At 61.3% G+C, this 15,341-nt stretch carries 13 protein-coding genes; 2 read left to right on the top strand and 11 right to left on the bottom strand.

Annotated features, from left to right (window positions below):
- Positions 1–7: 7 nt before the first annotated feature.
- Genes ACA070_RS03455 through ACA070_RS03430 form a run of 6 tightly spaced genes read right to left on the bottom strand, consistent with a single transcriptional unit; the run spans position 8 to position 8,343 of the window.
- Entirely contained in the window at positions 8–2,878 is a 2,871-nt protein-coding gene (locus tag ACA070_RS03455) for an aminotransferase class III-fold pyridoxal phosphate-dependent enzyme (RefSeq protein ID WP_497450043.1), read from the bottom strand.
- A gap of 46 nt (positions 2,879–2,924) precedes the next feature.
- Entirely contained in the window at positions 2,925–4,142 is a 1,218-nt protein-coding gene (locus tag ACA070_RS03450; protein WP_497450042.1) for a beta-ketoacyl synthase N-terminal-like domain-containing protein, read from the bottom strand.
- Entirely contained in the window at positions 4,139–5,434 is a 1,296-nt protein-coding gene (locus ACA070_RS03445) for a beta-ketoacyl-[acyl-carrier-protein] synthase family protein (protein WP_497450041.1), read from the bottom strand. Before ACA070_RS03445 ends, ACA070_RS03450 begins: the two co-directional genes overlap by 4 nt.
- Complete coding sequence (locus ACA070_RS03440) at positions 5,431–6,489, bottom strand: beta-ketoacyl synthase (RefSeq protein ID WP_497450040.1); 1,059 nt, start codon at positions 6,487–6,489, stop codon at positions 5,431–5,433. Before ACA070_RS03440 ends, ACA070_RS03445 begins: the two co-directional genes overlap by 4 nt.
- A 1-nt stretch (position 6,490) precedes the next feature.
- Entirely contained in the window at positions 6,491–7,765 is a 1,275-nt protein-coding gene (locus ACA070_RS03435; RefSeq protein ID WP_497450039.1) for a beta-ketoacyl-[acyl-carrier-protein] synthase family protein, read from the bottom strand.
- A gap of 8 nt (positions 7,766–7,773) precedes the next feature.
- Entirely contained in the window at positions 7,774–8,343 is a 570-nt protein-coding gene (locus ACA070_RS03430; RefSeq protein WP_497450038.1) for an acyl carrier protein, read from the bottom strand.
- A 530-nt stretch (positions 8,344–8,873) separates the two neighbouring features.
- Here ACA070_RS03430 and ACA070_RS03425 point away from each other — a divergent pair.
- On the top strand, positions 8,874–9,218 hold the full coding sequence (locus ACA070_RS03425) for a cupin domain-containing protein (RefSeq protein ID WP_007946320.1): 345 nt from the start codon (positions 8,874–8,876) through the stop codon (positions 9,216–9,218).
- Positions 9,219–9,443: 225 nt separating this feature from the next.
- Here the strand turns inward: ACA070_RS03425 and mmsB are convergent, their stop codons facing one another.
- The gene (gene mmsB, locus ACA070_RS03420) at positions 9,444–10,331 is read right to left on the bottom strand and encodes a 3-hydroxyisobutyrate dehydrogenase (protein ID WP_497450037.1); all 888 of its coding nucleotides are present in this window, start codon (positions 10,329–10,331) and stop codon (positions 9,444–9,446) included.
- Between the two features lie 10 nt (positions 10,332–10,341).
- Entirely contained in the window at positions 10,342–11,868 is a 1,527-nt protein-coding gene (locus tag ACA070_RS03415; RefSeq protein WP_497450036.1) for a CoA-acylating methylmalonate-semialdehyde dehydrogenase, read from the bottom strand.
- A gap of 149 nt (positions 11,869–12,017) precedes the next feature.
- On the opposite strand from ACA070_RS03415, the gene ACA070_RS03410 reads away from it, so the two are divergent.
- Positions 12,018–12,965: a LysR family transcriptional regulator gene (locus ACA070_RS03410; protein ID WP_497450035.1), complete on the top strand. Its 948-nt coding sequence runs from the start codon at positions 12,018–12,020 to the stop codon at positions 12,963–12,965.
- Here the strand turns inward: ACA070_RS03410 and yfiB are convergent.
- From yfiB to yfiR, 3 genes are read right to left on the bottom strand one after another with little or no spacing between them, the layout of a single operon-like run.
- Positions 12,962–13,414 (bottom strand): outer membrane lipoprotein YfiB, encoded by a 453-nt coding sequence (gene yfiB / locus ACA070_RS03405; RefSeq protein ID WP_497451905.1) that lies wholly within the window; start codon positions 13,412–13,414, stop codon positions 12,962–12,964. The two genes, ACA070_RS03410 and yfiB, sit on opposite strands and share 4 nt — an antisense overlap.
- Before the next feature lie 56 nt (positions 13,415–13,470).
- Entirely contained in the window at positions 13,471–14,739 is a 1,269-nt protein-coding gene (gene dgcN, locus ACA070_RS03400) for a diguanylate cyclase DgcN/YfiN (RefSeq protein WP_497450034.1), read from the bottom strand.
- Positions 14,736–15,311 (bottom strand): regulatory sequestration protein YfiR, encoded by a 576-nt coding sequence (yfiR, locus tag ACA070_RS03395; RefSeq protein WP_497450033.1) that lies wholly within the window; start codon positions 15,309–15,311, stop codon positions 14,736–14,738. Before yfiR ends, dgcN begins: the two co-directional genes overlap by 4 nt.
- Positions 15,312–15,341: the final 30 nt, after the last annotated feature.

Below are 15,341 nucleotides of genomic sequence, written 5' to 3'. Positions count from 1 at the left end.
CCGTTCCTTAGAGTGAGTTGTCAGTCTTGAACTGCGCGAGGCTGAAACCATGGGTCGCAGCCAGGGCACGAATCTGCTGCACCTGCTCGCGGCTGATATCGCCGTAGGAGTAGTGCTGTTTCATCCCGGACAAGCCCATCAACACCGACTCCGCCATGCAGGCATACAGCTGACCTTCCTTGAGGTAGGCGCGCACGTTGCGGATCAGGCCATCGCCCAACGGGGTCTGGACAATCCCGCCGTGCATGTACAGCACGTCGGGCCGTTGGCTGGAGAGGTCCTGATCGACGTTCAGCGGCACCGCGATATCGCAGATCACGCTGTTTTCGGCGAAGTGTCCGGCACCGAGAAACGGTTGAGGGGCGTTCGCCGCACAGAGCACGATGCGCGCCTGTTTCAACACATCAAGGTCATTGCTGACGGTGATGAACGCATTCGCACCCAGGTGCTCTTCGACCAGACGCTGCACCCGCTGACCGAGATCGGCACCGGCACCGTGGGCCTGCAACAACGCGTCGATGCCGTCGAGTTTCTGCAAGCGGCTGGCGAGGCGATCGTGCTCGGCGACACCCTTGAGAATCGCACGGGCGGCCTCGGCGTAAATCAGCTGGGCGGTCTTCTCCAGACGCCGCAGGGAGCCGTCGCGGCCGCTACCGATAAGAATCAGGTGTTCGACACTGGTGGACAGCAACGAGGCGTAAGTCGAAGCAATGTTGCCGGCCGCGCCGACCACAGCTGCCGTCTGCTGGCTCAGTTCCAGGCCTTGCTGCTTACAGCCCTGCTCGATCGCTTCCAGGCCCATGCCGATGGTCAGCGCGTTGCCCGAGGTCAGTGCCATGTCGGGGATCTTCAGCGCCTGGCAGTTGTTGGTGACGATCGAGGTGTACATGCCCAGGCCGGCCACGCTGTAGCCATCGGCACGGGCATCACGGATGCGATTGCCGACTTCGTCACGGATGGTGTCCAGGTCACCACTGGCGATGTACGCGGCCATGGCATCGGAATCCATGCACAACGGATACAGGGTGAACTCCACGGCGGTGCCGAGTTTCGAGCGAATCAGCACCGGGCCGATCGGCGCGGCACGCCGCTCCGGAGCCATGCGCTTGATGAACTCGCGTTTCTGTTCGGCGCTGAGGGTGGACAGTGACGGGTCGACATCACTGAGCATATCCGAATCGATCAGGTGATTGATGAACGCCACGCGCGCCACCACGCGAACGCTCTCATCAGGCTTTGGGAGATTTTCTGGCTCCTTGAAACTCACCTCGCGTGCCGGAACTTCGCGGATGCTGTCGGCGCACACCCCGGCCGCCAGCGGGAAGGCATCGCGGCGACGCAGCATGTCGCAGACCTTTTGCAACGAGCCGATCAAGCCGTCGATTTCCTCGAAGGTGATGCACGCCGGCGGCTCCAGGCGAATCACGTTGGCGTTGCTGCCCGACGGCGCGACCCGCAGCGATTCGAATTGCAGCAGGTAGCCGGCGATGATGTAACCCAGCGCATCGTTGTACTGTGCCGACGCCTGGACCAGAGAACTGGTGCCGGTCAGGTCGTGCAGTTCGAACCCCAGCAACAACCCGCGACCGCGCACATCGGCGATCACGTCCGGGTACGCCGCTTTGAGTTCGAGCAACGAGGATTTGAGGTACTCGCCTTTCCTGTTCACGTCCTTGAGCATCGCGCTGTCGTTCTCGAACAAGCGGCGCAACGCCGACAGGGCGATATGGCACGAGGCATCGTCTTCGGCGAAGGTCGAGCTGTGGATGTAGCTGAAATCTGTTTCGTAGTGGCTGGCGCGGATGACCGTCGCGGCAATTTTCATCAGGCCACCACCCAGTGCTTTGGACAGGCAGTAGTAATCGCCCTGCAAGTTGAAATGGCTGGCGCCGAGCAAAGTGCCGGTGCGACCGAAACCCGATTGCACTTCGTCGATGATCAGCGGGCATTGCTGCTCGTTGCACAGGCGACGCAGGCCCAGGTAGAACTCGCTGGCGAACTCGTTGATGCCGCCCTCGCCCTGGATCGGCTCCATCAGCACCGCAGTGATCGCACTGAACGCTTCACGACGCACCTGCAAGGTTTCGCCGCTCCACTCCAGGCTCAGCCAATGCCGTATGTGACGGGCCGGCAAATCCTGGAGTTGCTGAGGCTGTTGCGGGTCAATGAACTCGACATTGAGACCAAATCGGGCAAACGGCTGGCGGTACTGTTTACCGTAAGTCAGCTGGACGGTGTTCACCAACTTGCCGTGGAAGCTGCCGCGCAGGGCGACGAATACCGGCTCGACATGCAACTGCGCAAGGTTGTGTTGACGCACCGCTTCCACCACCTGGCGAACGGTCACGCAAGACAGATTGTCCGGCAGCAACCCGGCGGGCAGGTCGAGGTCGTCGACGTCCAGTTCAACGTAGGCCTTGTCGCTGGCGGTCAAATTGGCCAGGGCGAAATCCCGTTCGTCGAACTGCTTCTGCAAGGTTTTCTGGCGGCGGTATTCGGCGTGTTTGACGGCGATTTCCACCGACTCGGCGCCACTGTTGGAGAAGGTCGAAATGTAACGCTCGCTGTTGTTCAGCTCACGGTTGAACGCCTCGCTGAGTTCGCGCCCCAGCAGACCGGCCGCGCCACGCACGGACATCTGCGCATTGAACGGCACATCGGCGCGCAACAGGCCGCAGAGTTGATCGACGAACTGCGGGTCATTGTGGCCATATAACGCAGCGCCGTAACCGCCGAGAAAGTCGGTGACGGTGACCTCGGCGCCCTGTTTGTCGCGGTAAAACAGCTTGCTGCCCAGCGCCCGGTGGAACTGGCACTCCAAGCCCAGGGCCTGCATCAGTTCAACGAATTTCGGTCGTACGTAATCGCGGTAATCCATGACAGTCATATCCCTTGATCAGAAAAATAGAAGCGATTCATTGCGTTCAAAACGGCTGGCCGGCCGCTTGATAATCGAGTTGGTAACAAGCGCTGAAACCGTTGTCGTCGCGGTTGATGATGAGGCAGTCATGCAGCACCGCGTCCCGTCCCTTGCCGCCCACAAACGACAGGTACGGATCCACCGACTGCTGCAGTCCGATGATCGGTGGCACGCACTGGGCATGCAGTGCGTTGCGGGCCAGGATCAGGTCGACCAGGCTCGGCGCGCCGCTGAGAATGCCGGTCACCGGTACGCCACTGGTGATGTGGGTGGCACCGGCACGGGCCAGCGTGCGGGCCAGGTCGGCGTCCTTGTGCGGATCGCCGCTGGCGCTGCTGACCAGCAGATCGACCTGCTTGTCTGGCAGGTTCAACGATCCCAGGCGCGGATGGGCGGAGAGTCCAGCCAGGCAGGTCTGCGGCCCGCTTGGTAGATCGTCGGCCCGGCGCAAAATCAACGCCGCCGCCCCTTCGCCGGCAATCCCGCCCGTGCCTTGGCGATCGAATGCACGCAAGGTTTGAGAGCCGTCGGTGCTGATCACGCCAGCCTCGGCCAGTGCGGCCAGTGCTAACGGATCGAGTTCACTGCCGGCGCCGACCACAATCGCCGCATCGATGCGACCGCTTTGCAACGCCGCGCACGCCTCGCGCAATGCCGCCAGATTGCCGGCCACGCCTTGCATGTAAGCGTTGCATTCACACTCCAGTTTCAGCGCCAGGCTGACAATCCCGAGCAAGCCGTTGCTCAGACTTTTGAGCACCAGGAACGGGTCGAGCGCGCGCTCCTGCAACACTCGTTGAGCGAGGCGCCGCATGTCGGCGCCGGACCCATCGCGACACTCGTGGAGCAACTCGCCATAGGCCGCCAACGACGGATGGGTATAACCGCCCTGGCAGCAATAGAGGCCGTAGCGCAGCCCGTCGTTACCCGGTTCAAGCCCGGCTTCGGCCAGGGCCTGGCGCACCGCGCTGACACCCCAGATCACGGCCGGCGGGCAGTAGCGCTGGAGGTTCTGGGCCACGTCCTGGCGACTGGTTTGATGGTCTTCATCACTGACATGCCCGAAGGCCGTCACGCGCTCACTGTGGAACAGTTTCGACTGCAGCAAAGCGATGCCGCTGCGGGCTTCACTGGCCGCTGACCAGAAGCGCTGCACGCCCCAGCCGCTGGGTAATACGCAACCGCTGCCAGCGATCGCAACACGCAAGGTTGCGCCAGTCATTGTGAGTGCTCCCGATATTTGCCAATGGCCAGCGAGGTGTTGAGCCCGCCAAAACCGAAGGAGTTGCTCAAGGCAAAATCCACCCGGCGGCTGACCGCTTGCCCGGCGCAATAGTCCAGGTCGCACTGCTCATCGACGTCATGCAGGTTCACGGTCGGCGTGACCAGATCGTTCAGGCACGCCAGTGCAGTGACCATGCATTCGGGGGCGCCGGCGGCGGCAATCAAATGCCCGAACTGCGATTTGTTGGCACTGACAGCCAGGGATCGGTAATGCTTGTGCTCGGCGAACACACTTTTGATCGCCAGGGTTTCGGCGACGTCATTGAGCGGCGTCGAAGTGCCGTGGGCGTTGATCAGATCGATCTGTTGCGCACGCAGGCCGGCGTCGTCCAGCGCGGCTTGCATCGCCAGCGCCGCACCCCGGCCTTCGGGTTGCGGGGCGGTGACTTTGTAGGCGTCCAGGCTGCTGCCAAAGCCGAGCACTTCGGCATAGGGTGTCGCCCCTCGCGCCAGCGCGTGTTCAAGGCTTTCCAGCACCACGAAACCACCGCCCTCGCCGGCAATCAGGCCACTGCGATCACGGTCGAACGGCCGGCACAGATCGACACCCCAGCGCTGTTCGCTCGAGGCCGCGCCGAGCAGGTACAGCGCGGCCATGGTGTCGAGGTTCAGCACCGAATCGGCGCCACCGGCAATCGCCACGTTCACTTCACCGCGACGAATCATCTGGAAGGCATTGCCGATGGCCTGTGAGGCTCCGGCGCACGCGCTGCTGATATTGATCACTGGCCCTTCACAGCCCAGTCCGTCGGCAATCACCCGCGCCAGTCGATCATTGCTCTGGCGCAGCGAGCCCTCGGCATTGACCTGTCCGGCACGGGGCATCAGGTGTTGCCAGCCCGGGGCTTGGTCATCCGGGGCCTGGGTCAACAGCATGTCGGCCAGCATGTGTTGGGGCGCGCCCGAGGCGCAGAGCACGGCGGCTTCACGTAGCTGCTCAGGCGCAAGTCCGCTGTCTTTCACCGCTTGGGTGGCGGCCACCCAGCCAAAGCGGCTGCGTTTTTCCAGGTCAACGGTCCAGGCCGGATGGCCCTTCAAGGCCTCGGGCAACAGGTTCATATCCACGGCCGCGGCGTAGCGCACCGGGAACATGCCATCCTCCACCCCGTCGGGCTGCCATGGACGTACACAATGTTCGGCACCGAGCATTTTTTCCCAAAGGGTCTGCCATTCGAAACCGAACCCGGTAACGGCGCCCATGCCGGTGATCACAATCCGTGTCGCACTCATGTGTGCTTCTCCATGGTTTCACTGGCCAGCAGCAAGGCGCCCCAATGTCCGGCGCGGCTATGGCTGACAAACAGCGTGTAGCCCGGTGTCGCCGAAGCGTTTTGGGTGTGGTGCAAGGCCAGCGCGATCTCGGTCAGCAAGGCGCTGGCGCCAAGATCGCCGGTCATGGCCCGGGCGCTGCGAACGTCCCTTGGGTGTTCAGCGAACAGGGTCATCAATTGCGCATCCTCCGGATTGGCGACGATCTGCTCGACGTCACCGAGGCACAGTTTTTCCAGGCTCAACGCCTGGTCGATGACCCGCCGGGCAACCGCTGCGCCACGTTGCGGATCAGCGCTGTAACCCCGGGCGAACCCGGCGATGCGCAAGGCGTGCGAGGTGTTGGGCAATGGTGCCAAGCCGAGCAACAGCGCGGCGGCACCCTCGCCATAAATCCCCTCGCCTGCCTGATGGGGTTCACGCAGGTACAGGGCCGGCGTCAGGTTCGGACTGCTGCTGACCACCAGCGCCGCGTCGGCGCGTTGCTCGACAATCTGCTGGCAGGCTTCGATCAGGGCATCGAGCCCGGCGTTGTCCTGGGAACAGAATCCGCCCATTGGCCCGTGGCATTGCAACGCTTCGGCCACGTAGGCCATCACGCTGCTGTTGAGCAGCGTCAGGGCATGCAGCGGCGGTGTATTGGCCAACAGTTGCGCCAGAGGCTTTTGCGGTTGCTCGCCGATCGCTTGCACCGCGTCCCAGCAAGGACTTGGCGCGTCGACTTCAGGAATGGCCGCCGTCAGGGCAATCCGTGCCGGCGGCAGTTGCAGGGCCGCCAGCGCGGGGGCCAGTCGCGCCACGCAATGCAACAGACGCAAGCCTTGTGGTTCGACGCTGCGCTGGATCTTGCGGTCGAACAGATCGTTGGCCAGGCGCGGTGCTGGCAGTGGATAAGCCTGTCGCGTCGCGTCGAATGCCAGCGGTTGCGGCGAGGGCGGCATTCCGAGCAGGTCGGCACATTCGCTGCCGGCAGCGTTCAATACGGCCGCCGAATGGATGTAAACGGCAATGCTCATGTCATGCCCTCCCCAGAACCAGCGAGCTGTTGACGCCGCCGAAACCGAACGAGTTGGACATCACCACGTTGATCGACTGGCGCATCGGCTCGCTGAGAAATTTCAGCGAGGGGTATTCGGCGCGGTCGTGATCGTAGTTCAAGGTTGGCAACAGCACGCCGTCCCGCAGGCTGATCAGCGACAGCACCGTTTCAATCGCGCCGCTGCCCGCCAGGGAATGACCGATGGCCGATTTGTTGGCGGTGAACGTCACGTGTTCCTGGCACTCGCCGAACACCCGTTGCAAAGCCAACGCCTCGCAGCTGTCGTTAGCCTGGGTGGACGTGCCGTGGGTGTTGACGTGTTGCACGGCGCTGCTGAGTAGCCCGGCGTCTTCGATTGCAGCTTCCATGCATTCCTCGTATTTGCTGCCATCCCGGCTGCTGGAGGTCATTTTCTGTGCCTCGCACACATTCGCGTAACCCAGCACTCGTCCCAACGGCGTGGCTTTGCGACGTTGGGCATGCTCGGCGGATTCGAGAATGACCATGGCCGCGCCCTCGCTGATCACGAAGCCGCAGCGGTCCGGCATGAACGGTCGACTCTGCTCGCTGGCCGGCAGGTCGGCCTGGCACAACGCGCCGAGGCTGTTGAACATGTAATACGGCAACTCGTTGGCCATCAGTTCGACGGCGCCGCAAATGGCCAGGTCGATTTCGCCGCGCTCGATCGCGCGGTAGGCGCTGCCGATCGCCATGGTGCCGGCGGCGCAGGCATCAGAATGAGTCGAAATGTGATCGCGGATACCGAGCATCTCGGCCAGGTGCAGGGTCTGCTGATCGACCCGGCGCCCGAAGACCGCGCTCGATGGCGCCGGGTTTTCCAGCAGTTGATCCAGATCGACACGCCCGGCCTCATCCATGCAGCGACTGGCCCGATGCAGATCGTGACTGTCCGCGCAGTACTTGTTGGCCCCCAGGAACAATCCGCTGCGGCTGTGAGCAAAGGCTAACGGGGTCAGGCCGGCATGCTGCAAGGCTTGTCGTGCGACAAATTCGGCCAGTACGCTTTGCCGCGGGTGCAGCGCGGCATTGCCGCCGAAACCGGCGGCAATCTGCTGCCACTGGCCGTCGTCGATAAACCCGGCAGCGCTGTTGTTGAACCCCAGCGCCTTGAACCGTGGATGTTCGCGAACACAGGACTGCTTCTGGCAGATCCGCTCGAACAACGTGGCGGCGTCCAGCGCCATGGGCGCCACCAGACCGAATCCGGTCACATAGACTTCTCGTGTCCGCATGAGAACTCCTACACCGTCTCTTGGGCGTGAGTGGCCACAAATTGCTCCACCAGGCGGCGTGAAACCTCGTCGCCGTCAGCCGGCACCAGCCGTGCACTGCAAGCGCCGCAGACCACTTGTTGACGTTCGTTCAGTACGGCTTGATGAGCGCCGCAATCGGGGCAGCTTTGCGGCAGATAATTGAAGAGGTTGCGGCACTGTTGCGCCCAGTTGCGTACGGTGGTGGCGGCAAATACCTGAGCTGGCTGCATACCGGCGTTGAGTTGACCCGGGGAGTAGGCGCTCAGGCTCTGTTCGAGCAAGGCCTTGCCGTTCTCGGTAATGCGACCGTTGGCCAGAAACTCGCTGGCGTCGCCACAGACCGCAACGGCGTGATCCAGCACGCTGGTTTTGGGCAAGGTGCAGCCGTACTGACGACCGAGTTGAAAGCTCAAGTCGACGATGTCCAGCGAATCGGCGCTGAGGTCCTCGACGATACTGCTGTTCTCATCGATATCATCGGCGCTCATCACCAACAGTTGCGCGAGGATCTCGCGGGTGCTGGCAATGACGTTTTCCAACTCCAATGGATTGTTCATCTCTATCTCCCTATATCGTGATTGCTTCATGAATTTCGTATGTGAGAAGTAACTATTCCCACAGCAACTTCTCACGCGGCGGAAATCTAAACTCTGCCCTTAAGGGGAGAGTCAACGAACTCTTTAAAGTTTTTTAACAACTTGAGACGGGCGTCCAAATGGGCTTGCGCACCGCACTCGATTGGTGCGAAGCCTAGCGCCAGGCGACTTATTTACTTAACAAAGGCTGTGTATGGTGGGGGCACGCACTGTATCGCTGGCTTAACAGAGAGGGGCCCGAAAGTATTAACTTCTGGCTGACAGCACAGACGTACAATTAATAGAAACCGGACAAGTAAATAGTTATAACTTCATAACCATTGTTCTATATCAGCGCAGCCGTTAAATAATACGCCTTAACGTTTGCGAGCCGATCCGGGCAGACCGGCACAGCGCTTCTGGGTAACTGAGTGTCGAGCACAGACAACTGACCGAGTGCGGGGCGCTATAGGGTGCGACTTCAGTTCTTGAGCCCACTGCCCGGAGTCCACATGACCGCACCTATTACCGTTCTTCGCGACACCCACCCGCTGCCGGTACTCGATGCCTGCAAATGGGAGAAACTCGAAGGCGACCCGCACACCGTCAACCTCAACGCCTACACCAGCGAAGACGGCAGCAAGATCATGGGCACCTGGATCTGCACGCCGGGCAAGTGGTATGTGGAATACGTGAAGTGGGAATACTGCGATTTCCGCGAGGGGTACTGCATCATCACCCCGGAAGGCAAAGAGCCAATCCATTTGCGGGCAGGGGATATTTTCGTGATTGAGCCGGGGATGAAAGGCACGTGGGAAGTGGTTGAAACCGTGCGCAAGTATTTCGTGTTTGCCTGATGCAAAAAACCGGGAGATCACCCGACGTGATCTCCCGGTCAAAAATACTTTTCAGAGCAACACAGAACCTGTGGCGAGGGAGCTTGCTCCCGCTCGGCTGCGAAGCAGCCGCAAAATCAGCAACCGCGTTTAACCTGTAACACCGCACTCGCCGGGTTTGGGTCCGCTTCGCGAACCAGCGGGAGCAAGCTCCCTCGCCACAAAAGCCCGCTCCACAACCAATGTCTATTGCGGTTTGCGATAGCTGTTAATGATCGCCGAGAAGTCTTTACCACCCTCTCCACGCTGGCTCATCGCCTGATACAACTGCTGGGCCACCGCGCCGAGCACCACCGGTTGGTGCGCCTGACGTGCCGCCTCAGTGGCCAACCCCAGATCCTTGAGCATCAGTTCGGCACCGAAACCGCCGGTATAACCGCGTGAGGCCGGCGCCGCTTCGACGATGCCCGGCCATGGGTTGTACATCTCCGAACTCCAGCAACGTCCGGTGGAACTGTTGATGATCCCGGCCAGCACGGTGGTGTCGATGCCGAGCGCATCGCCCAGTGCCATGGCTTCGCTGACGCCGACCATGGAAATCGCCAGCAGCAAGTTGTTGCAGATCTTGGCGATTTGTCCTGTGCCGACTTCGCCGCAATGGACAATGTTGCGACCCATCTGCGCCAGCACCGGTTGCAGGGTGGCGAACAGTTCAGGGGTGGCGCCGACCATGAAGGTCAGCGTCCCGGCCGTCGCACCGCCAGTACCGCCAGAAACCGGTGCATCGGCCATGGCCACGCCTTGCTTCGCAGCGGCCGCAGCCACATCTCGCGCCGTCTGCGGATCGATGGTGCTGCAATCCACGGCCGGCACGCCTTTGCCGATACCGGCGAGCACGCCATCTTCACCCAGCCAGACGCTGCGCACATGCACCGCGGCGGGCAGCATGGTGATCACCAGTTCTGCACCTTGTGCCGCTTCACGGGCCGAAGCGCTGATGCTGCCGCCCAGTTGCTCCAGTTCGGCCAAAACGGTTTTGTTCAAGTCGACCAGGCTCAGCGCGTGGCCGGCCTTGATCAGGTTGCGCGCCATCGGCGCGCCCATGTTGCCGAGACCGATAAAAGCGATTTTCATGCCTGGCTCCTTAACGCAAGTTGATGGTGGTGTTCACACCGTCGTTGACGCTGTCGTCATCGAACCAGCGACTGGTGACCGTCTTGGTCTGAGTGTAGAACTGCACCACTTGCTTGCCATACGGACCGAGATCGCCGAGTTTGGAGCCGCGCGAACCGGTGAAGCTGAAGAACGGGACCGGCACCGGAATTGGAATGTTGATGCCGACCTGGCCAACGTCGATTTCCGTCTGGAACTTGCGTGCCGCCGCACCACTTTGGGTGAACAGGCCCGTGCCGTTGCCGAACGGGTTGGCGTTGACCAGTGCGATGGCCTCGTCGAGGGTATCGACTTCCAGCACGACCAGCACCGGGCCGAAGATTTCCTGGGTATAGATTTGCATTTCGGGCGTCACGCCGGAGAACAGGGTCGGGCCGACAAAGTTGCCCTTCTCGAAGCCGGGAACGGTCACGTCGCGACCATCCAGCTCAAGCTTGGCGCCTTCCTTGATGCCGCTTTCGATCAGATCGAGAATCCGTGCCTTGGCGCGTTTGGAAATCACCGGCCCCACATCAGTGCCCGGCTCGCTGCCGGCGTTCACTTTGAGTTTCTGCGCCAGCGCTTTCAGGTCTGGCAGCCATTGTTTGGCCGCGCCCACCAGCACAACCACGGACGTGGCCATGCAGCGTTGCCCAGCGGCACCGAAACCGGCACCGACCAGCGCATTGAGCGCTTGTACGCGATTGGCATCCGGCAGCACCACAGCGTGGTTCTTCGCGCCCATCATCGATTGCACGCGTTTGCCGTGTTTACCGGCCAGGTCGTAGACGTGAGTGCCGACCGCAGTCGAACCAACGAAGGACACAGCCTTGATGTCTTTGTGGGTGCAGAGCGCGTCCACCACGTCCTTACCGCCATGAACCACGTTGAGTACGCCCGCCGGAACGCCGGCCTCGATCGCAAGTTCCACCAGGAGCATGGTCGACATCGGGTCCTGTTCGGACGGCTTGAGCACGAAGGTGTTGCCGCAGGCAATGGCCATCGGGAACATCCACAGCGGAATCATCGCCGGGAAGTTGAACGGGGTGATGCCGGCACAGACACCGATTGGCTGACGCAGGGTGTAAGTATCGACGCCGCCTGCGACGTTCTCGGCAAACTCGCCCATTTGCAGGCTGCCGATGGAGCAGGCGTGTTCGACCACTTCCAGGCCGCGGAAGATGTCGCCTTCAGCATCGGCGATGGTTTTGCCTTGTTCGTTGCTGAGTACCACGGCGATGCGTTTGGAGTGTTCGCGAATCAACGCCTGGAGCTTGAGCATGATGCGCATCCTCGCGCCGATTGGCGTCAGCTTCCAGGTCTGGAAGGCGCGATGGGCGGCGCTGATCGCGGCGTCCACTTCCTGCGCGGTGGCGAACGGAACCTTGGCCAGCACTTGCTGGGTCGCCGGGTTGACGATGTCGTGCCACTCGGTGGTCTGGGACTCGACCCACTCGCCGTCGATCAACAGCTTGACGTTCTGGACAGTGGTTTCGTTGGGCGTGAGCGATGCGTTCATGCTGGTCTCCTGGACTTGTTGTTATGCAGGGAGCCAAGGCGGATAAGTCGCCTTGATATGAGGCGTGTGTCGCGAATTGGTTGTCGGACTGTTTTTGGAGTATAGATGTGCAAACTTCTAATAAGTACGCACATAAAAGCCGGTCCATCATGCAAAAAAACATCACGTCCTTAGGTTCGTTGAACTGGGATGACCTCAAGTTTTTCCTCGAAGTCGCCCGCACCCGCAAGGCCAGCACTGCGGCCAAGCGCCTGGCGGTGGATTACACCACCGTGTCGCGGCGCATCAGCTCGCTGGAAGCGGCGCTGGGGACTTTGCTGTTCGAGAAATCCCGGACCAGCGGTTTTGTCCTGACCGCCGAAGGCCAGCGTTTGCTGGGTTATGCCGAATCGATTGAAAGCACGCTGCACATGGCCTGCGAACAGGTTTCAGGTTCTGGCGTGGCGCTGTCCGGACATGTGCGCATGGGTTGCACCGAAGGCTTCGGCAGCTTTTTCATCACCCCGCAGCTGAGCCATTTCGTCGACGCCTACCCGGCGATCTCGGTGGACATCCTGCCGCTGCCGCACTTCATCAGCCTGTCCAAGCGCGAAGCGGACATCGTCATCGCCCTGGAGCGCCCGGAGCATGGCCCGTACGTCTGCTGCAAACTCTGCGACTACAAACTGCAGCTCTACGCGACTCAGGACTATCTGGACAAGCACCCACCGATCCGCCGCCCGGCAGACTTGGGCAAGCATTCATTCATCAGTTATGTAGACGATCTGGCGTTCAGCTCTGAGCTGTTGTACCTGGCGAACGTGCTGCCCGGCGCCAGCGCCAACTTGCGCAGCACCAGTGTGATCGCGCAATTCGTGGCGGCGCAGCAAGGACGGTCGCTGGCGATTCTGCCGTGCTTCCTGGCGGCTCAGGACCCGCGCTTGCTGCCGGTGTCGCCGGAAGAAATCAACATCACCCGGCAATTCTGGATGTACTGCCGGGAGGACCTGCGGAAGCTCAAGCGGATCACCCTGTTGTGGGATTACATCCGCGCCGTCACTGAGCAGAATCAGGGTCTGTTGATGGGTGAAAGTCGGGAGATGCTGTTCGCCGATTAGTCGGCGCTCACCACGACCGATACCCGGCGGTTCTCGGTGCGGCCCGCCGCCGTGGTGTTCGATGTCACCGGCTGACTGCTGCCGAGACCGCGCAGCTGGATGTTTTCTTCTTTCATGCCGACCGTGGTCAGGACGTTGCCGACGCTTTTCGCGCGACGCAGGGAGAGTTGTTCGTTGTAAGACTCTTTACCCGAGGCATCGGTGTGACCGTCGACCCGCACTCGCTCGATGCCTACACCGAGCAATGCCTTGCCGATCTTTTGGACGATCTCGGTACTGGCGGTGTTCAGGCTGTCGTCGTCACTGCCAAACAGCACTTTGCCGGATAAACCAAACGCCCAGCCCTCATCGGTCAGCTCAAAACCTTGCTGTTTCAATACAGCGATTTGCGCCGGGGTCAGGCCCTTTTGCGGTGCGGTCTGGCACCCGGTCAATGCCAGCACGGCCATGAACAAGGTGATCGAGAAAAATCGCAGGGAACGCGGGGTGATTGAGAACACAACAATTAGCTCCTGACTTTAACGTGGGCGACCGGGTGCTCCGACCCGGACGTGTGCTGTGCACCTCGGGAAAGGCGTTTGGCTTGATACATGGCTGCGTCGGCGGCATTGAGCAACGCGCCCGGTGTGGCGCCATGATCCGGGTACACGGCAATGCCGATACTGAGTGAAGTTGAGACCTGGGCATTACCCGGCAACGGGATCGGCAGTTCCATGCTGGCGAGAATCTTGTCAGCAATCCGCTCGGCGTCCTCGGTTTTGTGCAGTGGCGTCAGCAGCACCGCAAATTCATCGCCGCCCAGACGGGCCACCAGATCCTCTTCGCGCAACTGCGCCCTAACCCTGCTGGCCACTGCGACCAGCACGGCGTCGCCGGCGGCATGACCGTAGCTGTCATTGATTTCCTTGAACCGGTCGCTGTCGAGAAACAGCACGGCCACGCGCTCATTGAGCTTGTGAGCATTGCGCAGCGCACGAATCAGACGGCCTTCGAAAAACGCCCTGTTCGGCAACCCGGTGAGGCTGTCGTGGCTGGCCTGGTGCGCCAGGGTTTCGTTTTCGCTTTGCAGGTGGGTTTGCCAGGACTCGAGTTCATCGAGCAAGGCATTGAAGTCGTTGCCAAAATTATCGAGTTCTGCAATGTCGGCGGGCGGCACACGCCGGTCGAATGCTCGATCGCTGCGAGCGGCGTGGGCTACGGCGGCCAGACTGCGCAGAGGCCCCGTGATCCCGCGAAGTTGTCGGCGCGCCAGATAGAGTGCGACCCAGGCGCTGATGGCCGTGCACAGAATAATGCCCATCAGGCCACTGAGCAGAAAGCGCATCAAGCTGCCACCGTGACCGGAGAGCTGGATGCTGCCGATTTCCCGCCCTTGATGGACGATCGGCATACTGATGGGCTTTTCGAGGAAGGCCTTGGCAATCTGCATTTCAAGATCGGAGAACAGCCCCGTCTCCGGTCGCTGCCAACGCGCGAGCAACGTGCCTTTTTGGTCCAGCACCTGGGCGTCGGCGACTTCTTCGGTGGAGGCGATCAAAGCCAGGGCCTCAGTGGCCGCGGCTTTGTCGTTGAACACCACCGCGGCTTCCACCGTGTAATTGATCGAACGCGCGATCAGGTGCAGGTTGTGGTCGGCATACACCCGCAACGCCAACACGCCCAGCAGTGTCAGTGAGATGCTGGCCATGGCCACGCCTACCAGGGCGACGATCAAGTGGCCGCGGCCGATGACCGAGCGCAAGGTTGGGCGACTACCCGGTTTGAATAGACTCATGGCGCCGCCGACTTGCGACGGGACAGTTGCAACACGCTGGGGTGAATGCGCACACCGCTGCGGGCGACGGAGTCGAGGTTGACCTCAAAAGACACCTGATCATCAGTGACCCTGAGGCAAAACAGGCTGCCGACGGTGCATTGATTATCGCTTTCGCTGATGCTCAGGACCGGACGCCCTGTCAGCGAAGCGAAAAGCTGGCTGCGCTCGTCGCCGGTCAATGTGCCGATGTACACCGCATCGCATTCACTGACAATTGACGGGTTGTCGGCCAACAGCCGTCGCACGGTGACGGGGCGACCGGTGGCCTGGGTCGTGCCCTTGACCAGGTCGTCGGTGTATTCGGTAGGGCCGACCACACACAGGCGCAGTTGCGCAGGCTCAACAGGCCAGCGTGCGTAACTGAGAATCCCCAGGACGACCTGAGTGACCGATTTGGCTCGTTGGTCGGCCATGCTCACCGGGGTTTGCGATTGAGCGAACACAGCACCGGTCAGCAAGCAGAGAAACCCCGCGAGCAGCACTTGCTTGCGGCCAACGACACGCCCTGTCGTCCAGACAGCCACCTTCATGCAGGGATTCTCTTCGATGTTACGAAATGA

The organism is Pseudomonas sp. LBUM1678 (assembly GCF_059695575.1).
Note: the sequence above shows the minus strand (reverse complement) of the source record. Positions and strands in the feature narration are given on the sequence as shown.